Source organism: Edaphobacter sp., assembly GCF_035763405.1.
Lineage (GTDB): Bacteria > Acidobacteriota > Terriglobia > Terriglobales > Acidobacteriaceae > Edaphobacter.
The window spans coordinates 1-26,541 of the sequence record NZ_DASUBE010000098.1 but is presented as its reverse complement, the minus strand read 5'-3'; the positions used below and the strand labels follow the sequence as shown (position 1 = coordinate 26,541).

22 protein-coding genes and 1 pseudogene are annotated in these 26,541 nt (G+C 58.0%); 12 read left to right on the top strand and 11 right to left on the bottom strand.

Going from position 1 to position 26,541, the window contains the following annotated elements:
• The first annotated feature begins 44 nt into the window (after positions 1 to 44).
• The 3 genes from leuS to guaA are packed head-to-tail and all read left to right on the top strand — an operon-like array spanning position 45 to position 5,159.
• Positions 45 to 2,630, top strand: a complete 2,586-nt coding sequence (gene leuS / locus VFU66_RS10160; protein WP_326446133.1) for a leucine--tRNA ligase — start codon at positions 45 to 47, stop codon at positions 2,628 to 2,630.
• Positions 2,630 to 3,574 carry a hypothetical protein gene (locus VFU66_RS10155; RefSeq protein WP_326446132.1) on the top strand — a complete coding sequence of 315 codons (945 nt, stop codon included), beginning with the start codon at positions 2,630 to 2,632 and terminating at the stop codon, positions 3,572 to 3,574. The genes leuS and VFU66_RS10155 overlap by 1 nt, the downstream gene beginning before the upstream one ends.
• A 25-nt stretch (positions 3,575 to 3,599) precedes the next feature.
• Positions 3,600 to 5,159, top strand: a complete 1,560-nt coding sequence (guaA, locus tag VFU66_RS10150; protein ID WP_326446131.1) for a glutamine-hydrolyzing GMP synthase — start codon at positions 3,600 to 3,602, stop codon at positions 5,157 to 5,159.
• Positions 5,160 to 5,358: 199 nt separating this feature from the next.
• Here the strand turns inward: guaA and VFU66_RS10145 are convergent, their stop codons facing one another.
• Together VFU66_RS10145 and VFU66_RS10140 are read right to left on the bottom strand one after the other, a co-directional pair.
• Entirely contained in the window at positions 5,359 to 6,615 is a 1,257-nt protein-coding gene (locus VFU66_RS10145; protein ID WP_326446130.1) for a TraB/TrbI/VirB10 family type IV secretion system protein, read from the bottom strand.
• A gap of 228 nt (positions 6,616 to 6,843) precedes the next feature.
• Positions 6,844 to 7,854: a tagatose 1,6-diphosphate aldolase gene (locus tag VFU66_RS10140; protein ID WP_326446129.1), complete on the bottom strand. Its 1,011-nt coding sequence runs from the start codon at positions 7,852 to 7,854 to the stop codon at positions 6,844 to 6,846.
• A gap of 309 nt (positions 7,855 to 8,163) precedes the next feature.
• Here VFU66_RS10140 and VFU66_RS10135 point away from each other — a divergent pair, with 309 nt between their 5' ends.
• From VFU66_RS10135 to VFU66_RS10125, 3 genes are all read left to right on the top strand, one after another.
• Positions 8,164 to 8,598, top strand: a complete 435-nt coding sequence (locus VFU66_RS10135) for a YciI family protein (protein WP_326446128.1) — start codon at positions 8,164 to 8,166, stop codon at positions 8,596 to 8,598.
• Between the two features lie 106 nt (positions 8,599 to 8,704).
• The gene (locus tag VFU66_RS10130; protein ID WP_326446127.1) at positions 8,705 to 9,061 is read left to right on the top strand and encodes a YciI family protein; all 357 of its coding nucleotides are present in this window, start codon (positions 8,705 to 8,707) and stop codon (positions 9,059 to 9,061) included.
• A gap of 99 nt (positions 9,062 to 9,160) precedes the next feature.
• Positions 9,161 to 10,432, top strand: a complete 1,272-nt coding sequence (locus VFU66_RS10125; protein ID WP_326446126.1) for an RNA polymerase sigma factor — start codon at positions 9,161 to 9,163, stop codon at positions 10,430 to 10,432.
• Between the two features lie 52 nt (positions 10,433 to 10,484).
• On the opposite strand, the gene VFU66_RS10120 is transcribed toward VFU66_RS10125, so the two are convergent.
• From VFU66_RS10120 to VFU66_RS10105, 4 genes are all read right to left on the bottom strand, one after another.
• On the bottom strand, positions 10,485 to 10,898 hold the full coding sequence (locus VFU66_RS10120) for a VOC family protein (protein WP_326446125.1): 414 nt from the start codon (positions 10,896 to 10,898) through the stop codon (positions 10,485 to 10,487).
• 93 nt (positions 10,899 to 10,991) lie between these two features.
• Positions 10,992 to 11,300 (bottom strand): MoaD/ThiS family protein, encoded by a 309-nt coding sequence (locus VFU66_RS10115; protein ID WP_326446124.1) that lies wholly within the window; start codon positions 11,298 to 11,300, stop codon positions 10,992 to 10,994.
• 105 nt (positions 11,301 to 11,405) lie between these two features.
• Positions 11,406 to 12,521: a WD40/YVTN/BNR-like repeat-containing protein gene (locus tag VFU66_RS10110; protein ID WP_326446123.1), complete on the bottom strand. Its 1,116-nt coding sequence runs from the start codon at positions 12,519 to 12,521 to the stop codon at positions 11,406 to 11,408.
• Complete coding sequence (locus tag VFU66_RS10105) at positions 12,518 to 13,057, bottom strand: winged helix-turn-helix transcriptional regulator (protein WP_326446122.1); 540 nt, start codon at positions 13,055 to 13,057, stop codon at positions 12,518 to 12,520. The genes VFU66_RS10110 and VFU66_RS10105 overlap by 4 nt, the downstream gene beginning before the upstream one ends.
• 54 nt (positions 13,058 to 13,111) lie before the next feature.
• On the opposite strand from VFU66_RS10105, the gene VFU66_RS10100 reads away from it, so the two are divergent.
• Positions 13,112 to 13,765: a dihydrofolate reductase family protein gene (locus VFU66_RS10100; RefSeq protein WP_326446121.1), complete on the top strand. Its 654-nt coding sequence runs from the start codon at positions 13,112 to 13,114 to the stop codon at positions 13,763 to 13,765.
• Positions 13,766 to 13,818: 53 nt separating this feature from the next.
• Entirely contained in the window at positions 13,819 to 14,208 is a 390-nt protein-coding gene (locus VFU66_RS10095; RefSeq protein WP_326446120.1) for a nuclear transport factor 2 family protein, read from the top strand.
• A gap of 192 nt (positions 14,209 to 14,400) precedes the next feature.
• On the opposite strand, the gene VFU66_RS10090 is transcribed toward VFU66_RS10095, so the two are convergent.
• Complete coding sequence (locus tag VFU66_RS10090; RefSeq protein ID WP_326446119.1) at positions 14,401 to 14,661, bottom strand: tetratricopeptide repeat protein; 261 nt, start codon at positions 14,659 to 14,661, stop codon at positions 14,401 to 14,403.
• 431 nt (positions 14,662 to 15,092) lie between these two features.
• Between VFU66_RS10090 and VFU66_RS10085 the strand changes: the two genes are divergently transcribed.
• Positions 15,093 to 16,793, top strand: a complete 1,701-nt coding sequence (locus VFU66_RS10085; protein ID WP_326446118.1) for a CRTAC1 family protein — start codon at positions 15,093 to 15,095, stop codon at positions 16,791 to 16,793.
• A 97-nt stretch (positions 16,794 to 16,890) separates the two neighbouring features.
• On the top strand, positions 16,891 to 20,595 hold the full coding sequence (locus tag VFU66_RS10080; protein ID WP_326446117.1) for a TonB-dependent receptor: 3,705 nt from the start codon (positions 16,891 to 16,893) through the stop codon (positions 20,593 to 20,595).
• A gap of 120 nt (positions 20,596 to 20,715) precedes the next feature.
• Here VFU66_RS10080 and VFU66_RS10075 read toward each other — a convergent pair.
• Positions 20,716 to 20,808, bottom strand: a pseudogene (locus tag VFU66_RS10075) (IS1595 family transposase); the annotation flags it as partial.
• Positions 20,809 to 20,870: 62 nt separating this feature from the next.
• Positions 20,871 to 23,279 carry a phosphoketolase family protein gene (locus VFU66_RS10070; RefSeq protein WP_326446116.1) on the bottom strand — a complete coding sequence of 803 codons (2,409 nt, stop codon included), beginning with the start codon at positions 23,277 to 23,279 and terminating at the stop codon, positions 20,871 to 20,873.
• Positions 23,280 to 23,501: 222 nt separating this feature from the next.
• Here VFU66_RS10070 and VFU66_RS10065 point away from each other — a divergent pair, with 222 nt between their 5' ends.
• Positions 23,502 to 24,695: an acetate/propionate family kinase gene (locus VFU66_RS10065; RefSeq protein ID WP_326446115.1), complete on the top strand. Its 1,194-nt coding sequence runs from the start codon at positions 23,502 to 23,504 to the stop codon at positions 24,693 to 24,695.
• A 44-nt stretch (positions 24,696 to 24,739) separates the two neighbouring features.
• Here the strand turns inward: VFU66_RS10065 and VFU66_RS10060 are convergent, their stop codons facing one another.
• Positions 24,740 to 25,678 (bottom strand): universal stress protein, encoded by a 939-nt coding sequence (locus tag VFU66_RS10060; RefSeq protein WP_326446114.1) that lies wholly within the window; start codon positions 25,676 to 25,678, stop codon positions 24,740 to 24,742.
• A gap of 180 nt (positions 25,679 to 25,858) precedes the next feature.
• The gene (locus tag VFU66_RS15770) at positions 25,859 to 26,170 is read right to left on the bottom strand and encodes a hypothetical protein (RefSeq protein WP_414649407.1); all 312 of its coding nucleotides are present in this window, start codon (positions 26,168 to 26,170) and stop codon (positions 25,859 to 25,861) included.
• Between VFU66_RS15770 and VFU66_RS10055 the strand changes: the two genes are divergently transcribed.
• On the top strand, positions 26,169 to 26,360 hold the full coding sequence (locus VFU66_RS10055) for an ATP dependent DNA ligase (RefSeq protein ID WP_326446147.1): 192 nt from the start codon (positions 26,169 to 26,171) through the stop codon (positions 26,358 to 26,360). The two genes, VFU66_RS15770 and VFU66_RS10055, sit on opposite strands and share 2 nt — an antisense overlap.
• The last annotated feature ends 181 nt before the right edge of the window (positions 26,361 to 26,541 follow it).

Below are 26,541 nucleotides of genomic sequence, written 5' to 3'. Positions count from 1 at the left end.
GCGGTCTTCGCGGCGGAGTGAGCGGCTTTCTTTACAATGGGAGCATGTCCGAAATAAACGTGATGGAGAGCGAGCGGCAAGGGCGGTATAGTCCTGCGGAGATCGAACTGAAGTGGCAGGCGCGGTGGGACGCCGATGCTGCTCTTTATGCCGCTGAAGAACATAGCGCCGACAAACCGAAGTTTTATTGCATTGAGATGCTGCCGTATCCGAGCGGGCAGTTGCACATGGGGCATGTGCGGAACTACTCGATTGGCGATGCGCTGGCGCGGCACATGTGGATGCGCGGATATAACGTGCTGCATCCGATGGGGTGGGACGCCTTCGGGTTGCCGGCGGAGAATGCGGCGCTCAAGAACAATACGCCTCCACGCGAGTGGACGCTGGCGAACATTGCGGCGATGCGTAAGCAGATGCAGCGGATCGGATTCAGCTACGACTGGGCGACTGAGGTCACGACGTGTCTGCCGGAGTACTACCGGTGGAACCAGTGGTTCTTTTTGAAGATGTACGAGGCCGGGCTGGCGTACCGGAAGAAGAGCAAGGTGAACTGGTGTCCGGAGTGCCAGACGGTGCTGGCCAATGAGCAGGTGATCGACGGCCGGTGCTGGCGGCATGAGGACACGGTCGTTGAACAGCGCGACCTGACGCAATGGTTTTTGCGCATTACGAAGTATGCCGATGAGCTGCTCGATGGCCTGGACAAACTGGAGGGCTGGCCGGAGAAGGTCCGCACGATGCAGCGGAACTGGATTGGGCGCAGCGAGGGGACGTTGGTTGACTTTGCCGTCGAGGGCCGCGGGAAAGCAACCGCAGGTCCTTCGACTACGGCGACAAAAGATGCTGCCTCCGCTCAGGACGACAAGTCGAATGTGATTACGGTGTTTACGACGCGCGTGGATACGATCTTTGGCGCGACTTCGGTGCAGCTTGCTCCTGAGCACGCGGTGGCGAAGGCGTTCGCTAGTGAGGATGCTGCGCTGGCGGCGAAGATTGAGGAACTGCTTGAACAACAGAAGCGCGCGCGAGAGGCTGGCGATGTGGGCGCGATTGAGAAGCACGGTGTGCCAACGGGTCGGTTTGCGGTGAATCCGTTTAATGGCGAGCGGGTGCCGATCTGGGTGGCGAACTACATTCTGGCCGACTATGGAACGGGCGCGATTATGAGCGTGCCTGCGCATGATGAGCGCGACTTCGAGTTTGCGGAAAAGTACGGGCTTGAGGTGCGCCGCGTCATTGCCGCCAAGGGAGAAGAGGCTCCGCTGCCTTTCACGGCTGAGGATGATGCTTCGCTTGTCGATTCGGGCCAGTGGACAGGGCTTGGTTGTGAAGATGCGCAGCGGAAGATGGCTGCGTTTGCGAAGGCGAATGGGTTTGGCACGGCGACAGTGACGTATCGACTGAAGGACTGGGGGGTGAGCCGCCAGCGGTACTGGGGCACGCCGATTCCGATGGTGTATTGCACGAAGGGTCATGCGGGTGTGGAGCCGGGCGGCGTGGTTGCCGTGCCGGAGAGCGCGCTGCCGGTGGTGCTGCCGGAGCAGGTGGAGATTACGCAGCAGGGCGGCTCTCCGCTGGGCAGGATTGCGGAGTTTGTGGAGACGACGTGCCCGGTATGCGGCGGCGCGGCGCGGCGTGAGACGGACACGATGGACACGTTCGTCGATTCGAGCTGGTACTTCTATCGCTATACGGACGCGAAGAATGCGGCTGCGCCGTTCGACAGCGCGAAGGCGAACTACTGGTTTCCGATTGACCAGTACATTGGCGGTGTGGAACACGCGATTCTGCACCTTATCTACTCGCGGTTCTGGACGAAGGTGATGCGCGACCTCGGACTGATTAAGAACGATGAGCCTGCGGAGCGGCTATTTACGCAGGGCATGGTGATTAAGGACGGCGCGAAGATGTCGAAGTCGAAGGGCAATGTAGTTTCGCCCGACAGCATGATTTCGCGCTATGGTGCGGATGCGACGCGGGTGTATGCGCTGTTTGCGGTGCCTCCGGACAAGGACCTGGAGTGGCAGGAGGATGGTGTTGCGGGGGTGAGCCGGTTTCTGGGTAGGGTGCATCGGCTGACGATGAAGTATGCGGGTGCGAACGCTTCGACTGCGGGGGATTCGACTGCGGGGCAGGAGTTGCTGCGCAAGCTGCATCAGACGATTGGGAAGATTACGCAGGACTTCAGCGGGCGGTGGCACTTCAACACTTCGATCGCCTCGATCATGATTCTGGTGAATGAGATTGCCGCGAGGGAGACGGCGATGGATGCGGGTGAGGTTTCGGGCGAGGTAATCACGCAGGTGTTTCGCGGACTGACATTGCTGCTGGCGCCGTTTGCGCCGTTCCTGGCGGCGGAGCTTTGGGAGCAGCTTGGCGGCGAGGGCGCGGTGTTTCGTGCGGCTTGGCCGGTAGTTGACGAAACACTGGCACGCGAAGACGAGATTGAGATTCCTGTGCAGATGAATGGCAAGCTGACGAATGTGGTAAAGGTGCCTGCGGGCAGCGACGAGGCTACGGTGAAGACCGCGGCGCTGGCGGATGCGAAGGTCGCGGCACGGATTGAAGGCAAGACGGTGGTGAAGGTGATCGTCGTGCCGGGCAAACTTGTGAACCTTGTGGTGAAGTAGTGGAGCAGTTGAAGCAGGACGAAGGCGTGGTGATCGCTGCCGGGACGGTGCGCGGGACGCAGTCGCTGGTGCATACGATGGCGCGGTGCTGGCGTCACAAGCGGTGGACGGCGCTGGAGGTGGCGTGGCGGTGGGCGTTTGGCGTGCCCACGCTGGTTGTGACGGCGTATGAGGCTGCGAGGATTCTGCGTGTGACGCCGGTGGACGTGACGGCGCTGCGAGAGATGTCGATTGTGGACATGATGGGTTCGGCGGAGACGCTGGCGAAGGCGATGGAGGTGTTGCTGCCGCCGGTGTTGCGTGTGCTGGCGTGGCTGGGGCCGGTGCTGGTAGCGGTGTGGGTGGTGGCGTCGTCGATTGGCCGGTCGGTGGTGCTCAAGCGTGTGGATGCGAGTCTGCACAAGCGGCTGGGCACGCTGATGGCGTTGCAGGCGTTGCGCGTTGTGGCGCTGCTTGGGAGCTTTGTCGTCTGGTTTGTGTGCATGAGGCATATAGCCGGAGCGACGGTGACTGGGCCGATGGCTGCCGGAGCTGAGCCCAATCTGGTGGGGTACTTCGCGCTGGTAATTGTGACCACTTTGGGGCTGTTCATGGCGTGGGCGGTGGCGAGCTGGGCGGTGTCGGTGGCTCCGTTGCTTTCTATGCTGCGCAATGCTGGCGCATGGGCGAGTTTGAAGGCGGCGTTCACGGTGGGGCCGCTGAGGTCGAAACTGGTCGAGATCAACCTGGTGATGGGGATTGTGAAGATTGCGCTGATTGTGCTGGCGATGGTGTTTTCGGCGACCCCGCTGCCGTTTGAAGCAGTGGCGACGCCGACGTTTATGGCGTGGTGGTGGGCAGGCGTGACGCTACTCTACTTTGTTGCGTCGGATTTTTTTCACGTGACGCGGCAGGTGGCGTATCTGGAGCTTTGGCGGGCGTATGAGGGCTCGTCGCTGAAGTAGCGCGGGCGCCATTTACACTGGATTCGTGGATACTTCAACGATTGTCATTCTGGATTTTGGGTCGCAGTATACGCAGTTGATTGCGCGGCGTATTCGCGAGTTCAATGTGTTTTCCGTCGTGCTGCCCTGCACGGCTCCGCTGGAGCAGGTGCGGGCTTTGCAGCCGAAGGGCGTGATTCTTTCGGGCGGGCCTTGTTCGGTGTACGATAAGGACGCTCCGGCAGCTGATCCTGCGGTGCTGGCGATGGGTGTGCCGGTCCTGGGCATCTGCTATGGATTGCAGTTTGTCGTGCATCATCTGGGTGGCAAGGTGGTGGCTGCCGCGGCGCGCGAGTATGGACACGCCGAGGTGGATGTGGTGGCCGAGACGCCGCTGTTTCGCGGACTGCCGGCGTCGCTCGATGTGTGGATGTCGCACGGCGACCATGCGGAGGAGTTACCTGCGGGATTCTCGTTGACGGCGAAGACAGCAAATGCTGTTGCGGGGATTGCGGATGAGGCGCGGCGAATCTGGGCGGTGCAGTTTCATCCTGAGGTGGCGCACACGCGACAGGGGATGGAGTTGCTGAAGAATTTCTGCCTGGAGATATGCGGGGCGAAGCAGGACTGGACGCCGGAGCACTTTATTCAATCGACGGTAGCGCGCGTGAAGGCGCAGGTGGGCGGGGGGCACGCGATCTGCGGGTTGAGCGGCGGCGTGGACTCGTCGGTGGCTGCGGTACTGGTGGCGCGGGCGATTGGCGACCGGCTGACGTGCATCTTCGTGAACAACGGAGTGCTGCGCAAAGACGAGTTCACCAAGGTGCAGAAGACGATGCGCGAGGGGTTGGGCCTGAACGTCGTCGCGGTGGATGCGGGCGAGCGGTTTCTGGCGAAGCTGGCGGGTGTGACCGATCCCGAAAAGAAACGGAAGGCGATTGGAAATGAGTTCATTGCGGTCTTCGACGATGAGGCAGCGAAGATATTTAAAGCCGAAAAGAGTGCGGGCGAAGAGGTTGCGTGGCTGGGGCAGGGGACGCTCTATCCGGATGTAATCGAGTCGTCGAGCGTGCATGGGCCTTCGCACACCATTAAGAGCCATCACAACGTTGGCGGCCTGCCTGCCGATATGAAGTTGAAGCTGATTGAGCCGCTACGCGATCTGTTCAAGGACGAAGTGCGGCGGATTGGGCGTGACCTGGGGATGCCGGCGGAGATTCTAGAGCGGCAGCCGTTTCCGGGGCCGGGGCTGGCCGTGCGGATACTGGGCGAGGTGACGGCGGAGCGTGTGGCGATTCTGCAGGAAGCCGACGCGATCGTGGTCGAGGAGATTAAGCGCGCGGGACTGTACCGCAAGGTGTGGCAGTCGTTTGCGGTGCTTCTGCCGGTAAAGTCCGTGGGCGTGATGGGCGACCAGAGGACCTATGCCAACACCTGCGCGATTCGCGCGGTGGAGAGCGAGGACGGCATGACGGCGGACTGGGCTCCGCTGCCGTATGAGGTGCTGCGGACGATTTCGAGCCGGATTATCAGCGAGGTGCGCGGCATCAACCGCGTGGTGTACGACATTACCTCGAAGCCGCCGGGGACGATTGAGTGGGAGTAACGGGCTAGGTCGTATCGACATATAAAGCCGCCAAGAGTGAAAGGCGATGAGGTCCGAAACCGGCAAAGTACGATGATGCTACAAGCAAGCCGCAGGTCCTTCGACTCCGCCTCTCGCAAAAAGTCGCGAGAGGCTGCGCTCAGGATGACACTCTCTTTCCTCATCAACGATTTGTGACCTTCTTATATGTCGATACAGCCTAGCGCGGAGCGGGCCTGGAACGATCAGGCTGTAGCACCTGGGAATGGCGAGCGACGGTCTGAACGACGATTCGAGTATCGCGGGGGAAGTTGATTTTCTTGCCACGTGCTATCCACCTGTCATAAAAGGCGAGAGCCGCGCCGTAGTAGCCGATGCCGGCGGCAGCATACGGCGATCGCCCGGAGATGGCGATGATCGTTCCAACCAGCCCAAGACCCGCCGCGCCGCCGGCAGCGCTTTTCCCGGGTTGAGCACCTGTATCGCCGCGGTCCTGGTCCAGCGGACGACTGGCGAGCAGCACGAGAAAGATGGGCACGCTCAGCTTATCTTGAGGCTTCGATTTCACCTGGCCCTCGGAGTTGAGTGCGAGCGCCTGCGCGGAGTCCGCGCCGGTCAGGGTTGCTTCAACATTCTGCGGTTTGCCGCCGGGAAGCGTGAGTTGGCGAAAGCTGAAGTTCAGAATTCCAGTACGACCGAAGTGGCGAGCAGGTTTTGCCCTTGTGACCGTGCCGACAAGGGTTGCACCCTGGGGGATTGCAATGGTGTGGTTGGCATTGTAGATGGGTTCGGCCACGGTAGCTTTGATGACCTGACCGGCGTTGGAACTCTCGGAGCTGAGAGCCTCGTCGAGGTAGGCCTGAATGATCCACACGCCGGGATCGTTGTTAACCGGACTTTTGGGTGGGACTGGTTGCTGCCAGAAGTGGCGTTTCGGCACGGGGGCGGTGGCGTCTAAAGGCGGAGCTGGCTGTGCTGGAACGGACAGCGGTGCGGCAGTCTCGATGGTCCATGCCGTACCCTCTTCGATTCGTTCCGGATGGTAAGGTAGCCGGTTATAGACAAACTGCTTGAAGCGATCTCCTTTGCCCGGATCGAGAAAGATGGCTGCATCGTCGCGAGCGATGGAGATGCCTCTATCGAACTCCTGGCGGAAGAATCCGCCTTTGGACGGGGGCGGGGCGACGGCGTGGTAGATGGGCGAACCGTCGGTGACGGGTCTGGAGGAGAAAGAAAGAGCGTCTCCATCGGCAAGGATGATTCGGTTGAAACTGACGACTGGAATGTGGAAGGGCGTGAAGTCACCGCCGAGGCGCGCATGGATTCGGCGGTCATGGTTTGCACCTAGACCGGTGACGATGCCGGTGACGACAGTCTTTTTGGGAAGAATGAGTTTGTTGTCGGCGTAGACGGGATAGATGAGTTCGGCGCGAATTGGCTGGCCAATGCGCATGGGGAGATGGTTATCGATTTGCACTGGCAGCGGAGTTCCGGCAGGCAGCGTTACGGAGGCCGTTTGGCAAGGTGCGGCCATTGCGGCGATGAGTAGTAACGATAGAAAGATACTTTGCCGGTGCATCGGTTTAGATCATCGGTTTATTAGACTCGCCGAAACGAAGTCCGCGAAGCACAACACAATATTTCCCGGTGGAAGAAAGAGCCGTGGCAGTTGCCACGGCTCTTTCTTCTGGTATGACGCTGAATGCTAGGCAAGGTCATCCATGTTCTTGGCGCCGAACTTGAGCTGCCAGGGGCTGGCGGCTTTGAGAGCCCGGTTGACGTTCTCGATGTTCTCGACGCCGGTGGTGTTGAGCCAGTCCTCGAACGCCTTTGCGCCGTGCTTGGCGTAGATGGCAATGCCGTCCTTCCAGGTAGCGCGGCCGCAAAGGACGCCGTTGTACTTGGTGCCGGACTCGGCGGCGAGTTCGAGGGTCTCGATGAAGACCGGGTTCGAAACGCCAGCCGAGAGGTAGATGAAGGGCTTGTGCGTCATCGACTCGGCATCGCGGAAGTGCTGCAGGGCCTCGGCGCGGGTGTAGGCTTTTTCGCCTTTGAAGGCGCGGGTGCCTTCGACGAACTCCATGACGATTGGAACTTCGACTTTGAGGACATCGACGTTGTAGCGGGCCTTGCCGAACTCGGCCATGGTTCCGGAGACGATCTCGGGCTTCTTCTTCGCGTAGGCCACGGATTTTTCATCGCCGCCCTCGGCGTCGTAGCCGACGAACTCGAGAAAGAAGGGGATGTCGTGCGCGAGGCACTCGTCGCCGATGCGCTCGATCCACGCCTGCTTGTGATCGTTGATCGCAGACTTCTCGTAGGGGGTGTAGTAGAGCAGGATCTTGATGCAGTCGGCGCCGGCTTCCTTGAGGCGGCGGACGCTCCAGAGGTCGAGCAGGTCAGGGAGGCGGCCTGCGGTGTTGGCGTCGTAGCCGGTCTTCTCGTAGGCCAGCAAAAGACCCTTGCCGTTACGCTGCTTGGAGGCGGGCAGGCCGAACTCGGGATCGAGCAGGATGGCCGAGGCGTGTTTGGTCAGGACGCTGGTGACGAGAGTTTTGAAAACTTCAAGGTCGTGGGCGTCGGCGGCGGCGCCACGCTCCTTGGCGAGGGACTTCTGCAGGGAACCGCGCTGGTCCATGGCGGCGGCTGCGATGACTCCGCGATGGTCGGAGACGGCTTTAAGTCCTGCGAGTTTTCCTGGGGTCAACTTCGACATGTGCGATGGTTCTCCTGTGCAGCTTTTTGGGTTTTTGAGGTTCACTTGTCATTTTACACAGTGGGGACGCGGGATTCAGGTCGGGCGCTTATTTCGTTAGGCGAATAGTTTCTGAATTGGTGGGTCAGAAAGAAAGGATGTCGCGGCAGGCAGGGTTCGCATCCTTTGTTCAGTCAAAGAGATTTTGGACTAGAAAAATCTTTGCGCGGTTGTCGATTTTGTACCGTCTTGTGCGACGTACAGGTAGAAGCCGGTTTTATGGAGCATGTTTCCGCGACCGGGGACTTTTAAGAGAAGGAGCAAATTGCGATGCGATTCATGATGCTGATGATTCCGGGCGGAGGATACGAGACGGCGGACGCCTCGGCGATGCCGGATGCCAAGGCTGTCGAGGCCATGATGAAGTACAACGAGCAGTTGCAGAAGGCAGGCGTGTTGTTGACGCTCGACGGGTTGCAGCCTCCCTCGGCTGGCGCTCGGGTTTCGTTCAAGGGCGGAAGGCCGAGGGTGACGGACGGGCCGTTTGCCGAATCGAAGGAAGCGGTGGGCGGCTACTGGATGATCCAGGTGAAGTCGCGCGAAGAGGCGATTGAATGGGCAAAACGTTGCCCGGCAGGCGAGCACGAGGTCATCGAGATCCGGCAGGTGCATGAGATGGCCGACTTTCCGGAGGATGTGCAGCAGGCCGCGCGTGGCTTTGAAGAGATGCAGTCGCACGCGCGAACTTCTTCACAAAAAAGTTAGTGGCCTGTGTCGATTTTTGGCCGTTCCGTTCGACGTATGGGTAGAGGCGGCTTGACGAGCTGCTTCTCTAAGAAGAACTGCAATTCAACGAAACCAGGAGAAGACGATGCGATTTTTGTGTGTGTATAAGCCGAGCAAAGCCGAAGGTGCTCCTCCGACCGAGACGGAGATGGCGGAGATGGGCAAGCTGATCGAGGACATGACCAGGGAGGGTGTGCTGCTGGCGACCGAAGGCTGCATGCCGAGCGCGCTCGGTGCACGTGTGCGCATGAACGGCGACGAATTCAAGGTGACGGACGGGCCGTTTGCCGAGGCGAAGGAGCTGATCGGAGGTCTTGCGTTGATCAACGTGAAGTCGAAGGAAGAAGCGATTGCGCAGACGAAGCGATTTCTGAAGATTGCCGGCGACGGGGAGTGTGAGATTCGCCAGCTTTGTGAGGTTCCGGCGTTGCAGCTTGCCTGAAGGAGAGGGCTGCGCTTCGATGCATAGAGGCGCAGCTGGCTTCTCCCGGTGCATGCCGTGCTTGCGTGTGTCTGTGCAGCCGTGATGTGATCGATAGCTGTGGCGGCTACTGATGTACATCGCGCGATAGAGGCTGTGTGGAAGATCGAGTCAGCCCGGCTGATCGCGGGGCTGGCGCGGCGGGTGCCTGATGTGGGGCTGGCCGAGGACCTAGCGCAGGAGGCACTGGTTGCCGCGTTCGAGCAGTGGCCGAAGACGGGCATTCCAGACAACCCTGCTGCGTGGCTGATGACGACGGCGAAGCGTCGCGCGATCGATATGTTTCGCCGCAATCGGCGCGCGGACGAGAAACATGGCGAACTGGCGCGTGATGCTGAGGCGTTGCAGGAGCGCGCGGTGGCAGAGTTGGATGCTGCGATGGACGACAATATCGGCGACGATCTGCTACGGCTGGTTTTTACGGCATGCCATCCGGTACTGAAGCAGGATGCGCAGGTGGCGCTGACGCTGAAGATGCTTGGAGGATTGACGACGGACGAGATTGCTCGTGCCTATCTGGTGCCGGAGGCGACGGTGGCGCAGCGGATTGTGCGGGCGAAGCGCTCGCTGGCGAAGGAGCGAGTTCCGTTTGAGGTGCCGCGCGGCGCCGAGTTGCGTGCGCGGCTCGCGGCGGTGCTGGAGGTGATTTACCTCATCTTCAACGAAGGCTATTCCGCGACGGCTGGCGACGACTGGATGCGGCCTACGCTGTGCGAAGATGCGTTGCGGCTGGGGCGCGTTGTTGCCGGATTGATGCCGGAGGAGCCGGAGGTGCATGGGCTGGTCGCGCTGATGGAGATTCAGGCTTCTCGGCTGCGCGCGCGGACCGGCGCGTCGGGCGAGCCGGTGCTGCTGCTCGATCAGAAGCGCGCGCTGTGGGACGGAATTTTGATCCAGCGTGGGCTGACTGCACTGGAGCGTGTGGAGAGCCTGGGTGGCACGAGCGGCGTGTATGCGCTGCAGGCAGCGATTGCGGCTTGTCATGCGCGGGCGCGCGAGGCTGATGAGACCGATTGGACTCGAATTGCAGGACTCTATGTGCGGCTTTCTGAAGTGATGCCTTCGCCCGTGGTTGAGCTGAATCGAGCAGTGGCGATTGCGATGGCGTTCGGGCCGGAGATGGGATTGGTGGTGGTGGATGCGTTGGTGCGCGAGGGGGCGCTTGCAAACTATCATCTGCTGCCGACTGTGCGTGGAGACCTGCTGGTAAAGCTTGGGCGTAGGGACGAAGCTCGCGAGGAGTTTGAGCGGGCAGCGTCGCTGACGCGCAACGCGCGCGAGCAGGAGTTACTGATGAAGCGGGCGCGGGAGTGCTCTACAAATAAAAATTGAGCGGCCCAGGGCGTTCTGATGGCGTGCTGTGGGCCGCTTGTTGTGAATGCCGCTATTTCTTCGGGGTGTGGTTGAACATCCAATTCACGCCGAACTGGTCGGTGATCATGCCGAAGTAGTCTCCCCAGAACATGTCCTGCACAGGCATGATGACCTGACCTTTTTCGCCGAGTGAGGCGAAGAGTTTGTCTACTTCTTCGCGGCTGTCGCAGTCCACGCTGATGGCGAAGTTGTTGCCCTGAGTGAGCGGCATACCGGGAGGGCAGTCAGATGCCATGATGATGGCGTTGCCTTTGGAGAGGCGCGAGTGGAGGACCATGTCCGCTGTCTTTGGATCCTTCGGCATGTCGGCCGGGCCTTGTGAGAAAGGCATGATTTGCACGTCGGCTCCGAGACACTTGGCGTAGAACTCCATTGCCTGGCGGGCGTTTCCGGAGAAGTTGAGGTAGTTGTAGAAATTCTTCATTGAGTGCTCCGCTTTTGAAATTGGATTGACGTTCTTCGACAGAGACTAAACAAGGCATCCTGACAACGTTTCGTCAGTATGGTTTGCGAATCTTCAGCCGCCTGCGATGGCTCCGATGATGAGCAACGGCTCTTTTGCTGTGGTGACTTCATCGGGCAGAGGGTCGTCGGGTGATTGGTGGGAGATGTCTTCTTCGCAGGCGAAGAAGCGCAGGAAGTCGCGGCGCTTCAGCGTGACGTGATCGCGGATGGTGCCCTGAAGCGTCGGGTAGCGAGCTTCGAGCGCGTCGAGCACGGAGCGCAGCGTGATGGGCGCGGCGACTTCGAGCACGACTTCCCCCTTCACCCCCGCGAGTGTGCGGAGATGCTGGGGGAGTTCGACGCGGATGGTTGAGGTAGTCATGTTCAATTGGTGCTCCACAGTGGTGTCGCAGCGAAGAGCAAATTACAGGGGTTCTTCGCTGCGCTCAGAATGACGACAAAAGAGCCTGTGAATGAAGTTGAAACGTTATGCCAGGGTTTGCACCTCGACGGACAACACTGCGGGCAGGTCGCGGACGATCGGGGCCCAGGTGTTGCCGGCGTCGGCCGAGGCGTAGACCTGACCGCCGGTGGTGCCGAAGTAGACGCCGCAGGAGTCGAGTTTATCGACGGCCATGGCGTCGCGCAGGACGTTGACGTAGCAGTCCTGTTGCGGAAGGCCCTTGGTGAGCGGCTCCCACTCGTTGCCTCCGCTGCGGCTGCGAAAGACCTGCAGTTTGCCGTCGAGAGGGAAGTGCTCGGAGTCGGACTTGATGGGCACGACATAGATGGTCTCGGGCTCGTGCGCGTGGACATCGATGACGAAGCCGAAGTCGGTGGGCAGGTTGCCGCTGACCTTCGTCCACTGATCGCCTGCGTTGTCGGTGCGCATGATGTCCCAGTGCTTCTGCATGAAGAGCGTGTTGGGGCGCGAAGGGTGCATGGCGATGTGGTGGACGCAGTGGCCGACTTCGGCGTTGGGGTCGGGGATGTATTTGGAGTAGAGGCCCTGGTTGATGGGCTTCCATGTGGCGCCGCCGTCGTCGGTGCGGAAGGCCCCCGCGGCGGAGATGGCGATGTAGATGCGCTTGGGGTCGGCGGGGTCGAGGATGATGGTATGCAGACACATGCCACCTGCGCCCGGCTGCCACTTGGGACCGGTGCCGTGCTCGCGCAGGCCGGGAAGTTCGGCCCAACTCTTGCCGCCGTCTTTGGTCTCGAAGATGGCCGCGTCTTCAATGCCTGCGTAGACGTGGTCGGGATTGGTGAGCGAAGGCTCGAAGTGCCAGACGCGCTTAAACTCCCATGGGTGCGGCGTGCCGTCGTACCACTGATGTGTGCCGGGGTTGTGGGCGTAGGCGAACTTGTTATCGACCGCCTCCCATGTCTGGCCGCCGTCGTCGGATCGCTGCACGACCTGGCCAAACCATCCGCTGGACTGCGAGGCGTAGATGCGGTTGGGGTCGGCGGGCGAGCCTTTCATGTGGTAGATCTCCCAGCCCGCGAAGTGCGGACCGGAGACCTGCCAGTCTTTGCGTTTGCCGTCTGAGGTGAGGATGAACGCGCCTTTGCGCGTGCCGACCAGAACTCGTACTTTGCTCATCGTTTGCTCCTTTTTGATTTGGGGGCCCGGGATGGTGCGGTGCTGCGAAATGGCGGTAGAAGCGGTGTGGGGTCGCGCTCGGCCCAGCGGCGGCGGGTCTCGGCAAGGACGGCTGCGCGATTCTGGCCCATCTGGGCCATCAGTTCACAGGGCGCGCCGGTCTTCTCGTGCTTTGCGCTCCACAACAGTAGTTCCAGCAGGACAGGCGCGAGGTCGATGCCTTTTTCGGTGAGCCGGTAGTGGACCCTGCGCGCGTCTGCTTTTTCTGATTCTGATGAGACGATTCCGGCTGCTTTAAGTTTTTTGAGCCGGGTGGAAAGAATGTTGGTGGCGATGCCTTCGCCGGAGTTCTGAAACTGCTTGAAGGTGGTATAACCACGCACCATCAGGTCTCGGATGATGAGTAGCGACCAGCGATCGCCGAACTTTTCGAGCGCGACGCTGACCGGGCAGCCAGAGCGCGGCTCGGATTTTGATTCTGAGGACACTGTGGTAAGGTAGCGGAAGTCGCTTGCTGTTTGCAAGTGAAAAGGCATATAGCTTCATCCGCTTCAATGTGATTGCCAAGTCAGTTTTAGAGAGAGGTGTTTGTGGGTAAGGTCAGAGTGGCTGCGTTTTCGATTTCACTGGACGGATTTGGAGCTGGGCCTTTGCAGGACCTCAATAACCCGTTAGGCGTGCGTGGTCTTGAACTGCACCAGTGGGTCTTTGGCACGGAGGTATTCCAGAAGATGCATGGCCAGAGCAGCGGCGGTGCTCTGGGTGTGGACAACAGCTTTGCAGCCAAGTCGTTCGAGAATCTTGGCGCGTGGATTCTGGGTCGTAACATGTTTGGGCCGATGCGCGGGCCTTGGGACGGCGATGCGTGGAAGGGATGGTGGGGCGACACTCCGCCATACCATACGCCGGTGTTTGTACTGACACATTATGCGAGAGACCCGCTGGTGATGAACGGAGGAACGACATTCTACTTCGTGACAGATGGGATCGAGTCGGCGATGAAGCAGGCGAAAGATGCCGCTGCTGGCAAAGATGTCCGTATTGGTGGAGGAGTCTCGACTGTTCGCCAATACCTGACGGCAGGGCAGATCGATGAGATGCATCTGGCGCTGTCGTCTGTTCTTCTGGGCGAAGGAGAGCATTTGTTTGCTGGGATGAATCTCGCCGAGCTGGGTTTCGTGCCAGAGAAGGCCGTAGCCGGAGAAAACGCAACGCATCTCGTGCTCAGGAAGAAATCGAGATAGAAAGCCAGGAGTTGGTTTGAACCGGAGATGGTATTCGGCTTTAAACTGCAAGGATGGAGCCGACGCTGGTTACAGACCCTGCGCTGAATGATGTTCTGCACGAGCTGATCGACCGCGAACCGATCTTTCACCGTCCCGAGCATGGGACGACGCGCGCCGATTTTGAGAGCATGATGGCGGCCAACTTTTGGGAGGTTGGCGCCTCGGGACGCCGATATAGCCGCGAGTTTGTGCTGGACGAGCTGGACCGACGTCGCGAACGTCCGACCGAGCGCGATCCGTGGGTGACAAGCGATTTCTGGTGCCGCGAGCTTGGCCCGGATGTGTATCTGCTGACTTACACGCTGCTACAGGGCGAGCGGAAGACGAGCCGCGCGACCATCTGGCAGCGCACGGCAGCCGGATGGAAGATTGTTTTTCATCAGGGCACAATTTGCGATTGATGAGTTGAAACGTCTTTTCCGGGGTTAGCACATCTCTATCGGCTGCGCTTGCTTTATCTCAGCTATGGATTGGCTGGGTTGTCTTGCGAGGTCTGGGACGGTTGATCATTGAACTTGCGCCAGCCCTGGAGCTGTTTTGCGTTTTGTTTGTCAGGGGCTTCGCGCAGGTGGTTGTATGCAGCCATTGCCTTATCAGAATCTTCCGTCCGTTTCAGCCTGTAGTGCCGGATTGATGCGCGCCATTCTTGCGTTGCTGTCGAGGTCGTCGGGTTTAAGTTTGGCGGCGTGGTCGAGTGGTGCGACCGCTTCTTCAGGGTGGCCGACTGCGAGTTCTACTGTACCGAGCCAGGTGAGGGCTTCGACGTTGTCGGGATTCAGAGTGGGTTTCTGCGTCAGATCGCTGATGGCTTCCTGCTGACGGTTTTCCTGTGAGAGGAAGATGCCAAGAAACATGTGCGCGGAACTGATTTTGGGATCAAGGCGGATCGCCGGCTTCCGTTGCGGCCAAGAACCAGATCGAGGTGGGCCTCGGCCATCTGGTCCGTTGTGCATGGCGAGCACCCCGCGATGGAATGACGCTTTGACAGGGGTTCCCTGCGCTGATGCAAGGACGGCGGTGGAGATCATAAGGACGAAGCTGACGATGAAGCGAACTATGCCGTGAGACTCAGGGACAAATTTCACAACCGTGCGAACTGCTTGTAGCCAGCGCAAAGCCGCACTGAGCGGAGAGGTAAAAGGGCAGATACGGGGTCGAGTTCTCGCCTCGCTTCCATCTTCACCAAGGTGTATCTTGGATGCCAGGTGGGGCGGAGTTGAATCGATTCGTGAATGGGAAAGCAGCAGTATGCGCACTTGCATGTGCTCTTAGTGTGTCGGCAGGCATGGCACAGGCTCCGGCGTCGGCCCATTCACGCAACAAGCAACCATCAGCGGAACTGGTGCCTGGAAGATTTGTTGATGTCACCAGCGCCAGCGGCGTTCAGTTCACCGGAGTTGCTTCGCACACTTCTAAAAAATATCTAATTGAGACGATGGGATCGGGCGTTGCCGTGTTCGACTCCAACAACGATGGCCTGCTCGACATTTTCTTCGTGAATGGCGCTCCGCTTGCGGACCCGACTCCGAAGGGCACGATTCCAGCAAAGCAGAGCGAGAAGGACTGGAATAGGCTCTACCGCCAGAAGAAGGACGGAACGTTTGAGGATGTCACCGTGCAAGCGGGACTTCAGGGTTCAGGCTACGACATGGGCGTTGCCGTGGGAGATTACGACAACGACGGCTATGAGGACATCTACGTCACCGGATACGGCGGCAACCATCTGTACCACAACAACGGCAACGGCACATTTGCCGATGTGACGAAGCAGTCCGGCACGGGCGGCGGCGGATGGTCAACGAGCGCCGCATGGGTCGATCTGGACAACGATGGGCTGCTCGACCTGGTGGTGTTGCGCTATATGCAGTGGGACTTTGACGACATCTATTGCGGAGAGCATCGTGAGGGCTATCGCGCCTATTGCCACCCGGATGTCTTCAAGCCCATCTCCGCGCTGGTGTATCACAACGACGGCAATGGGCATTTTACCGAGGTGGCACAGAAGATCGGCATGGGTGTGCCGGGCAAGGGGCTGGGGCTGGCGATTGCCGACTTCAATCACGACGGCAAGATGGACGTTGCAGTGGCAAACGACTCGATGGTCGAGTTCCTGTATCAGAACAAGGGGGACGGTACGTTTGAGGAGGCTGGGTTGACCTCAGAGATGGCGGTGGACGGAGATGGGCGGACGTTTGCCGGCATGGGGATCGACGCACAGGACTACAACAACGATGGCTTGCCCGACCTGGTGATTACGGACCTTGCGAATCAGAAGTACGCGCTCTATCGCAACAACGGCGATGACAGCTTCACGTATGACAGCTACGTTTCAGGCATTGCGGGCATTACGTTGCTGCACTCGGGGTGGGGCGTCAGCTTTCTGGACTACGACAACGACGGCTGGAAAGACCTGCTGATCGCACAGGGACATGATCTGGATACGGTGCAACTGAACTATCCCCAACTGCGCTATAAGGAGCCGATGCTGCTGGTCCGTAATACCGGCGAGGGATTTGTCGATGTGTCGCGGCAGTCGGGGAGCGTTTTCGAGGAACCGTGGGTGGCGCGTGGCATGGCCGTCGGCGATCTGTTCAATGATGGGCACGTGGATGCGGTTGTCACCACGAACGGCGGGCCTGCTCACATTCTGCGCAATGAGACCGAAACGAAGAACCACTGGCTGGACATTAATCTGGTCGGACACAAGAGCAATCGGGATGGTATTGGCGCGGAGATTCAACTGACGACGTCGAAGGGAAGCCAGTACTGGACGGTCTCGACGGCGGGAAGCTATCTTTCATCGAACGATAAGCGCGCCCACTTTGGGCTAGGCACGGATGCTGTAGCGAAAGAGATTGTGGTGCGTTGGCCGAGCGGCATCGTCCAGAAAATGGAGAATGTGCGCGGCGACCGCGTTCTGACGATTGACGAGCCAAATCAGTCTTCGTCGGGGGCAGAGGCGCGAGGTAGTAAAAAGTCACACTGAGATGGACAAAGACGCTCGAACAGCGCATTCAGTCCGACCGCAGCATGCTTCAGGAGGAGACGTGAGAGGGAATGGCAGGCTTGGCGTTGAGCAGAGAATGTTCGCACGCGGGTTCGTGCTGGCCGTGCTTCTGCTTATCACCGGCCTCGCCGCGGCGCAGACGAATGAAGGCCAGTTGGCTGGCGACATCGTGGACAATACCGGTGCTCGGGTTGCCAACGCGAGCGTAACAGCGAAGAACGAAGCTACGGGATCCACGTACTACACCATCTCGACCGGTAGTGGAAGCTATCGTTTTCCGTCGATTGTGCTGGGCCGATACACCGTGACGGTGACAGCGGCGGGCTTCCAATCGTCAGTCAGCACGGGCGTGCCTGTTCAGGTGGGGAGCGTGGCGAGCCTGAATGTTCATCTGCGTGTCGGCTCGGCAACGGAGACCATCACCGTGCGCTCGGACACTCCGACGGTTGAAACGCAGTCGTCCGACATTGGCGGCACGGTGACGACACGGCAGATTCTCGATCTGCCGCTGGCGCTGGGCGGAGTCGGTGCGCTGCGTGCGCCAGAAGCTTTTGTCTTTCTGGTTCCCGGCACTACAGGGCCAGGCACGAACAACGACAAGACGGGCATCTTCGCCTCCAAGCTGGGCGGTGGCCAGGACTTCGGCAACGAGGTGCTGCTGGACGGCGCCAGCCAGACTCGTTCAGAGAACGGTTCGTCGTTCGATGAGGAATCGCCTTCGGTCGAGGCCATCTCGGAGTTTAAGGTGACGACGTCTACGCCGGCGGCGGAGTTCGGACGTACCACCGGAGGTATCGAAAACTTCGTGACAAAAAGCGGGACCAACAGCTTTCATGGCGCAGCGTTCGATATTTTCCGCAACGAAGATCTGAACGCCAATACGTGGTTCAACAACGGGTATAAGGCGTATCACCAGTTGCAGAACGATGGGCAGGAGGCGCTCTTCAATCGCGGCAACGATAAGAAGAATGATTACGGAGCAAGTCTGGGTGGACCAGTCTTCGTCCCGCGCGTCTACAGCGGCAAAGACAGGAGCTTCTTCTTTTTCTCGTGGGAGCAATTCAGGCAGAAACTGGGAGGGCAGGCAACGAGCACGGTGCCCACGGTGGCGGAACGCGGCGGGGATTTCTCCGACCGCCTGATCGGCGGCCCGACGCCGTACACGAATCCGTGCGATGGGACGCAGATACTGAATGGACAGATCTTCGATCCGGCCACAGAGCACGTTGCGAACGGGACACTCTGCCGGACGGCGTTCCCGGGCAACAAGATTCCCACGGGCCGCTTTACGACGGTGGCGAAGAACATTGCGGCGTATTATCCAGCGCCGACGAACGGTGCGCTGGTGAACAATTACACGTTGGTGTCATCCTCGACGGTGGTGAACACGACCTATACGATTCGCCTCGATGAGGTGATCAACGACAGTAACAAGATCTATGGATCGTACAGCTCGCGCGAAAATACTCACAACAACCCAGCCAACCTGACGCTGCCCTCGCCGGTCGATCCCATCACGCAGATACAAGACTTCACCACGCACTTTGGGCGCGGATGCTGGGACCATATCTTTTCTCCGCGCATGTTGAACCATCTCAATCTCGGCTTCAACAGAAGCAATTCGATCAACAGCTCGGTGGCGGCGAGGACGGGCATCGACTTTGCCAAGCAGCTTGGCATTGGCAATATCCAGACGGGATTTCCGCGGATTAATGTCGATGGCTATATCCCGTTGAGCAAGAACCAGTCGAACGATAGCATCGATAACGGCGTGAGGGTGAATGATTCGGTGAGCTATCAGCATGGGCGGCACAACTTCAAGATGGGCGTGGATTACCGCTATCAGCAGTACTCGGCGATCGCCAGGGACGGCATGAATGGGGCGTTCTACTTCACCGCAGACCAGACGAAGGTGTCGAAGACCGGCGGCAATGCGGGCACAGGGAACGGCTATGCGAGTCTTCTGCTGGGTGCGGTCTATGCCGGCGGAGCCAACATTCCTTTTCACCAGGCGCGCTGGATCTCCAGCTACTGGGCAGGTTTTGTGCAGGATGACTTCAAGGTAACTAACTCGCTGGTGCTCAATCTGGGAGTTCGCTACAGCGTGGACCAGCCCCGCCGCGAGGCGGACAACGACACCTCGAACTTCAGCACGACGGCAATTGATCCGAAGAGCGGCACACCGGGTGCGCTTGTCTTTGCATCGAACTGCGGCGGCTGCAACAAGCGGTGGGCCGACACCTGGTACAAAGACATCGCACCTCGCATCGGGTTTGCGTATGCGCCTGCGTGGTGGAACGGCAAGCTGGCGGTTCGCGGAGGATTCGCCACGCTTTACGCGCCTTTACAGTACAGCGACTTTGGCGCGGATATGCGCACGGGCTATACCGCAATGGTCGCCTTTTTCTCGAATGGGTTCGACCCGGCATTTCAGATCGACAGCGGCCTGCCTGCGTATAAGGCGGGGATCAATCTCGATCCCGGGCAGCTCGACAGCGGCAACGCCAGCAGCCCGAATGACGTCGGCAGCTTCATCAAACCTGCGTATGGACGGCCCGGCCAGGTCAACCAGTGGAACATCGGGGTGCAGCAAGAGGTGGCGAAGGACCTGATTGTCGGCATCGGCTATCTGGGCTCGTCGGGGGCGCACCTGAAGTCGCAGGAAGAGAACATCAACAACATTGCGAAGTCGAACTTTGCGCTGGGCGATATTCTGAGGCGTGCGTACAGCGTCAGTGCTCCAGTTGCGCCTGGCTCGAAGCTGCCCTATGCGAAGTTCAATTCGGGTGCTCCCTACCAGCAATCGCTGCGGCCGTTTCCGCAATACGGCTCCATTGCAACGGACTGTTGTTTGCAAAATGTAGGCCACTCCAGCTACGAGGCGCTGATCGCCTCGGTCGAGCGTCGGTTTTCGCAGGGGCTCAATCTACAGGCGTCGTACACATGGGCCAAGACTATTACCAACGCCGATTCCATCATCAATTTCACGAATGGCGTTGCGCAGGAACAGGATCCGTTCGATTCCAAAAGCCAAAAGTCTATCTCGAACCAGGACATCCCGCACACGTTTGTCGTGAGCTATATCTACGAGTTGCCTTTCGGCAGGAACCGTAGGTTTTTGAACTCCGGCAATCGATTCCTTATCGCACTGATCAGCGGCTTTCGCATTGGCGGCGTACAGCGGTACATGTCGGGCGAGCCGACATCATTTGGGTGCGCCACGAGCATACCGGGCTGGGACAACTGTATCGACTTCACCCGCGTGCCCGGGTCGCACTTCGAGAGCGCGGCGCGCCGCTCGGGCAGGCTCGATCCGTTCCGTATCTTGAAAAATAATGGAACAGTCCCCGGGCCTGATCCAAACGTGGACAGCGAGTTCAATGGAGTGCTCAGCACGGATAGCCCAGGCTATAACGCGCTACAGTCGTCGCCAGCCTTCTTTGACCAGAACCAGGCATCGAACCGCATCCATCACGCCATACATGCGGGCCCTGACAAGTGCGCGGACTGTGATAACGGAGGCTTTGCGTTTGGAGACATACCTCGCGTCACCGGCGAGGTGCGGAATTATCCGTATATCAATGAAGATTTCAGCGTGATCAAAGAGACATCGATCAGCGAATCTTCGAGCCTGGTCCTGAAGTTGGAGCTGCTCAACGCCATCAACCGCCATGTCTTTGCCACGCCGGACCTGAATCCGGGGGACCAGTCCTTCGGGGTTCTGGTGTCCACGATCGATGCTCCGCGCAACGTGCAGATTACGGCGCGGTTCCAGTTCTAGTTTCTATATAGGTGCAGCCCGGCGCAGACCGATGCGAGATGCAGAGGGGCTTAGGAAGCAGAGCGTGTTAGAGGGGGGCTTGCTGAGGAAGTTTGGCAGGGCTTGATAGAGGTTCTGGCTGCGGTGGTTGAAGCGAAACTCTGTTTCTTTCAGGCGCAGATAGAAGGTGGGTTTGGAGATGCCGCAGAACTTGGTCAATCCTTTGAGTTCCGAAAAGAAGGTCTTCGCTCGACCAGGATGCTAGACACCGTCAGAGAGGTTTGGATCGAGCGCTATTATGCTGAGGGCCATTTCCAGTTCCTGATCTCGGGCTTGTCCTGGCCCTCTGTGTATGCGTAGTGAATGCTCTCGATGATCTGTCCTTTGAGCCACTCCTTGAGTTGAGCGCCTGGTCCCTGTAGCTTCGGAACGCGGTCTATGATGTCGATGGCCAAATTAAAACGATCGACCTGGTTGCGGATTGCCAATTCTAGTGGTGTGTTGATGTTGCCTTTCTCCTTGTACCCACGAACATGAATATTCGCATGGTTCGTTCTGCGATATGTGAACTTGTGAATTAGCCATGGATACCCATGGAAGTTGAAGATGACCGGCTTGTCCTGGGTGAAGAGAGAATCGAAGTCGCGATCGGAGAGTCCGTGCGAATGCTCAGTGTCCGGCTGTAGGCGATATAGATCGACAACATTGACGAAACGAATTTTTAGATCTGGCATGTGCTTCCGAAGGATAGCAACGGCAGCCAGAGCCTCCTGGGTCAGAATATCGCCCGCACTTGCGACGACAACGTCCGGCTCCAACCCAGCGTCGTTGCTGGCCCACTCCCAAATGCCGATACCCTTTGTGCAATGAATAATTGCAGCCTCCATATCGAGATAGACAAGGTGTGGTTGCTTGTCTGAAACAATCACATTTACGTAGTTTTCGCTGCGCAAACAGTGATCCGCCACACTGAGAAGACAGTTTGCATCGGGAGGGAGGTAGATACGGGTGATATCTGCGCTCTTGTTGCTGACTACATCCAGGAAGCCGGGATCCTCATGCGTGAAGCCGTTATGATCCTGCCGCCAGACGAGTGAGGTAATCAGAAGGTTGAGCGATGAGATTGGAGCCCGCCAATCGAGTTCGAGTTTCGACTTTTCCAGCCACTTTGCATGCTGGTTGTACATTGAGTCGATAATGTGAACGAACGCTTCATAGGTATTCAAGAGCCCGTGGCGGCCTGTCAGAATATAGCCCTCGAGCCAACCTTCAAGCGTGTGCTCGCTGAGCATCTCCATCACGCGTCCGTCGGGAGCGATCTGCGTGCCGTCAGCATCCTCCGGTTTAATGGTCGCTAGCCAAGTCTTGAGAGTTGTCTCATAGACGTCCTGTAGACGGTTCGATGCATTTTCGTCCGGGCTGAAGAGCCGGAAGTTCGTCATGTTGCGACGCATTAAATCGCGTAAAAACATGCCTAGAGTTTCGGTAGGTGAAATCTCCTTCGTCCCCGGATGATCGGTTGCTATGGCATAGTCGCAAAAGTCTGGAAGATCGAGTGCCTTTTTCAGCTTGCCGCCGTTTGCATGAAGATTGGCACTCATGCGACGGTCACCGATGGGAGCAAGCTCCTTCAGTTCGGAAACAAGTGAACCGCGCTCGTCGAAGAGTTCCTCCGGCCGATAACTGCGCATCCACTGCTCGACGATCCTCAGATGCTCCGGATTAGATTTCACGCCTAACACCGGAACCTGATGTGAGCGCCAGAAGTCTTCGACCTTGTGTCCATCAACCTCCTTTGGTCCCGTCCATCCTTTAGGGGTGCGCAGGATGATCATCGGCCAGCGCGGACGCTCTGGCTTGCCTGTCTTCCTCGCCTTCTCTTGAATGGAGCGAATCTGCAGGACACAATCCTCGACGGCGGCGGCCATCTTCTGGTGCATCAACTCTGGATCGTCACCCTCGACGAGGTGAGGCATCCAACCGTAGCCTCTGAAAAGCTCCTCAAGTTCTTCTGAAGAAATCCGTGCCAGAATAGTGGGGTTGTTGATCTTATAGCCATTCAAATGCAGGATTGGCAGCACGGCGCCATCGCGGATAGGGTTGAGAAATTTATTGGAATGCCAGGAAGTTGCGAGGGGACCGGTCTCGGCCTCGCCGTCTCCAACCACAACATTCACGATCAGGTCAGGGTTATCGAAGGCTGCGCCGAACGCGTGCGATAGGCTATAGCCCAGTTCGCCGCCTTCATGAATTGACCCTGGAACCTCAGGGGTGCAATGGCTTCCAAGCTGTCCTGGAAAAGAAAAGGCGCGGAAGAGCTTTAGCAGGCCTTCTTCGTTCTGGCTTTTTTCAGGATAGACCTCCGAATAGGTCCCTTCCAGATAGCAGTTTGAAATCATAGCCGGTGCTCCATGGCCTGGGCCTGAGATATAGATCATATTCAGGTCATACTTGCGGATCACGCGATTGAGGTGAACCCACGCAAAGCTCTGGCCCGGATCAGAGCCCCAGTGCCCAAGCAGCCGATTCTTGAAGTGTTGAGGTTGCAGTGGCTCTTTGAGCAGAGGATTGTCGCGAAGATAGATCATTCCTGCACAGAGATAGTTACAGGCACGCCAGTACGCGTCCATCCTCTGAAGTTCCTGTGCGCTCAAGGGCTGATCGCCAACTGCCGATGGTGAATCACTGTCCCGTAGCAATGCCATACTAGTTACGCTCCTGTATTGGGATTGCCCATCTCACGATATAGCTGAACTATCCTTATGAGGATGCTAACCGGAAAATCGATAGTTAACCTTGGCATACTTCGTCTAGATGACTTGTGACGACTGTCACAATAAACAGAAAGCGCATTCTGCAACCTAAGTAAATAAAGACTTTGAGGATCTCCCAGATATCTAAAAGCTCCAGGAAAGCAGGTCTCCGTCGTGCCTGATTCAGTCATTCTGGTCATCAACACAGGATCTTCCTCGCTCAAGCTTGGACTCTATGCCGAGAGAAACGGCGAGGAGCAGCTTCTTCTTAGTGGACTGGCAGATGGTATTGGGCGGAGCGAAGGTAAACTTCAATTGCAAGAAGCGAATGGACGAACGCTCCAGTCCGAAAGCCGTCCGCTCGCAACACAGCAGGATGCGTTCCGCGAAGCAATACGCTGGATTGCAGAATCATTTCAGGGAAAACTCTGCGCAGTCGGACACCGTGTCGTGCATGGCGGGCCTCGTCTGCTCGCTCATCAGCGGATCTCGCCCGCAGTTCTCCAGGAGCTGCGCGCATGCGCCCATTTCGCACCACTCCACATTCCTACGGCGCTCGCGCTTATCGAAGAGGCGGAGCGAGCCTATCCGGGAGTTCCACAGTTTGCCTGCTTCGACACCGCTTTCCATAACACCATGTCGGAGACTGCGACTCGATTTGCTCTTCCGATAGAGCTATTCAATGAGGGTATTCGGCGCTATGGCTTTCATGGTCTTTCCTATGAATCCATCATCTACCAGCTTGGACCGGATCTTCCGGATCGGACCGTCATCGCTCACCTGGGAAATGGAGCGAGTCTTGCTGCCATCAAGAGAGGCCAGTCCGTCGATACGACGATGGGCCTCACCCCAACGGGCGGAATTCCTATGGCGACCCGTAGCGGCGATCTTGACCCTGGCGTGCTTCTCTATCTCTTACGAGCGAAGCACGTGAACGCAGATTCGCTCGAAACGCTACTGAATCACGATGCTGGCCTGAAAGCACTCTCGGGCGGCAGGTCAGACATGCGCGACCTTGAAGCCGCAGCCAATGGAGGGGATCAAGCGGCGCAACTGGCCATCGAAATATTCTGCACTGCCATTCGGAAAACGGTCGCTGCATACGCGGCTGTACTTGGAGGACTGGATATGCTTGTATTTGCCGGAGGGATTGGCGAGCATAGCTGCCGCGTGCGGCACGATGTTTGCCAGGGTCTCGACTTCCTCGGCATGACCGTTGATGATCTTGGCAATCAATCGCACCGTAGGATGATCTCGACGCAGGAAAGTAGGGTTAGGGTCTGCATTGTCGCCAGTGAAGAAGACCGCATGATCGCCCGTCATGGTCGTGCGATCATGCGGGATACTGGCGTTGGAGGTTACCACTGACGCAATTGATGCACTCTGTATCGTTCCGGAGCTGCAACCTGCCGTTAGGCTAAGTGGCTGCGGACTACGAGAACACTGCATCTTAGATTGCGGATTATATGTGACAGCGTTGACCAGGGAAGATGATCAGACAAGGCTGCTCGATGCCGCAGTCCAACAATCACCATGCTGGCTAGCTCTGACTTTGCGACGTCGAGGATGACCTGAGCGGGCGCACCATATTCAACTCTGATCTTGGGTACACAGAAAAAATCCGCATGGGCGGGCAGTAACTGCTGAAGTTTCTGACGCAGGCTGTTTTCGAGGACTTCGGAATCCAGACCCGGAATACGGGGAATGTTCTCAACTACGTGAAGTAGCGTAAGTTGACTATCGATGTGTTGGGCGAGCGCTGTGGCATACTGTGCTGGCCGAAGTCCGGTCGTTTCAAGATCAGTAGCAAGCAGGATGGAGCGAAATGGATGGTGCTCCGCATAACAGTTTGGCCCCGTGACGAGTACAGGGCATGAAGCTTTGCGTAGTATGGCCTCTGCCACTGATCCGAGCGCCAATCGCTCAATTCCGGAGGCGCCGTGCGAACCGACGACAATCAAATCAACCTTTTCGTTGTTGGCAACCTGTTCGATCAGTTCTACGGCTCCTGCGTACGCTACAGTTGTCTTTGTTCTCAGTCGATGCAGTCCTGGCTCATGGGAGATAAACTCCTTCATGTTCTCTCTCGCTCGATCGAGTGTCCCTTGGAAGACCTCCGGCGATACTGGGAAGGCCTCGGGGTTATCCACATATGGTGGAACCGCGTTGACGAGAAAGACCTCCGAATCGCAACGTTGGCCGATCGCGACAGCTGCTGCGAGTGCCTGGGTGGCCGGTTTAGAGAAGTCCGTTCCAACCAGAATTTTTGAAAAGCGAACATTGCTCGTGGCGAGGTGAACGTCTTGATGATTGTGGGTGTGGTTTTCTATGGATCCGGCGACAGAAAGCATGGTGCACCTCTTGGGCTACGTTGTAGGGCGAAAGCTGAAGCCAAACACAGCTTAGTTGTGTCCCTCAAGAAACGCAGTGATACGGATCACAATCGAATCATCGGAGAAGCAAAATGCCCGGTTCTGACGATCGGTTCATGACAGCGGTCTTTCGTCGAATGAGTCCCCGTTTGCGAAGAGTTACCGTTCCGGAATAAGAAAACGGCGTTTAACTCTGAAACTATCAGGTAGATCCACTTTGACATTCGAGCCCAATGCCCATCTAGTGTATCCAGATGAGAGGAATAAGGCCGAGAGCTGCAAACACCAGCAGAAGACGTAGACTCTATAGCCCGGTCTCGCGATTAGCAAATCCAAAAGCATAAATCCCTTGACTATGTTATTGCTGACGGTAGCAATGAGCATCCCGGCTGCTGCCAGCGATAATGTTGCGAGCGTTCTGGTGTCTTGGGTGAGGCTTAGTACGAATGGATATACATCAGTGAAACCCATGATCGCGGCAAGACCAAACACACCGCTTGTTAATCTTCCGCCTGCAAGAAATGTTACCTTTTTCGCACCGAGGCGGGTCGCCCAAGTTTCCTTTCAGGAATGGGCCGACGACGGAAAACTGCGTCAACCCGTTTTTCTCGGGCTGCGCAACGACAAGGTTCCAGAAGACGTGCTCTTGCCGGAGGTTTGAATGAGAAGAATAAAGACTCTGCGTCCAGCTTCCGAGAGCCCCGCGGTTGTCATTTCACATCCGGAAAAGGTGTACTGGCCCGAGGAAGGTTATACAAAGCTGGATCTCGCCAACTTCTATGTGACGATCTTCCCCAAACTGTCTCCCTATGTGAACGACCGCATACTTTCCCTTGAGCGAT

Coding starts and splice junctions, on each gene's coding strand:
- leuS (WP_326446133.1), top strand. CDS start 45: ATGTCCGAAATAAACGTGATGGAGAGCGAGCGGCAAGGGCGGTATAGT.
- VFU66_RS10140 (WP_326446129.1), bottom strand. CDS start 7,854: ATGTCGAAGTTGACCCCAGGAAAACTCGCAGGACTTAAAGCCGTCTCC.
- VFU66_RS10135 (WP_326446128.1), top strand. CDS start 8,164: ATGCGATTCATGATGCTGATGATTCCGGGCGGAGGATACGAGACGGCG.
- VFU66_RS10130 (WP_326446127.1), top strand. CDS start 8,705: ATGCGATTTTTGTGTGTGTATAAGCCGAGCAAAGCCGAAGGTGCTCCT.
- VFU66_RS10120 (WP_326446125.1), bottom strand. CDS start 10,898: ATGAAGAATTTCTACAACTACCTCAACTTCTCCGGAAACGCCCGCCAG.
- VFU66_RS10115 (WP_326446124.1), bottom strand. CDS start 11,300: ATGACTACCTCAACCATCCGCGTCGAACTCCCCCAGCATCTCCGCACA.
- VFU66_RS10110 (WP_326446123.1), bottom strand. CDS start 12,521: ATGAGCAAAGTACGAGTTCTGGTCGGCACGCGCAAAGGCGCGTTCATC.
- VFU66_RS10105 (WP_326446122.1), bottom strand. CDS start 13,057: ATGCCTTTTCACTTGCAAACAGCAAGCGACTTCCGCTACCTTACCACA.
- VFU66_RS10095 (WP_326446120.1), top strand. CDS start 13,819: ATGGAGCCGACGCTGGTTACAGACCCTGCGCTGAATGATGTTCTGCAC.
- VFU66_RS10090 (WP_326446119.1), bottom strand. CDS start 14,661: ATGTTTCTTGGCATCTTCCTCTCACAGGAAAACCGTCAGCAGGAAGCC.
- VFU66_RS10085 (WP_326446118.1), top strand. CDS start 15,093: ATGGCACAGGCTCCGGCGTCGGCCCATTCACGCAACAAGCAACCATCA.
- VFU66_RS10080 (WP_326446117.1), top strand. CDS start 16,891: ATGTTCGCACGCGGGTTCGTGCTGGCCGTGCTTCTGCTTATCACCGGC.
- VFU66_RS10070 (WP_326446116.1), bottom strand. CDS start 23,279: ATGGCATTGCTACGGGACAGTGATTCACCATCGGCAGTTGGCGATCAG.
- VFU66_RS10060 (WP_326446114.1), bottom strand. CDS start 25,678: ATGCTTTCTGTCGCCGGATCCATAGAAAACCACACCCACAATCATCAA.
- VFU66_RS10055 (WP_326446147.1), top strand. CDS start 26,169: ATGATCGCGGCAAGACCAAACACACCGCTTGTTAATCTTCCGCCTGCA.
- VFU66_RS15770 (WP_414649407.1), bottom strand. CDS start 26,170: ATGGGTTTCACTGATGTATATCCATTCGTACTAAGCCTCACCCAAGAC.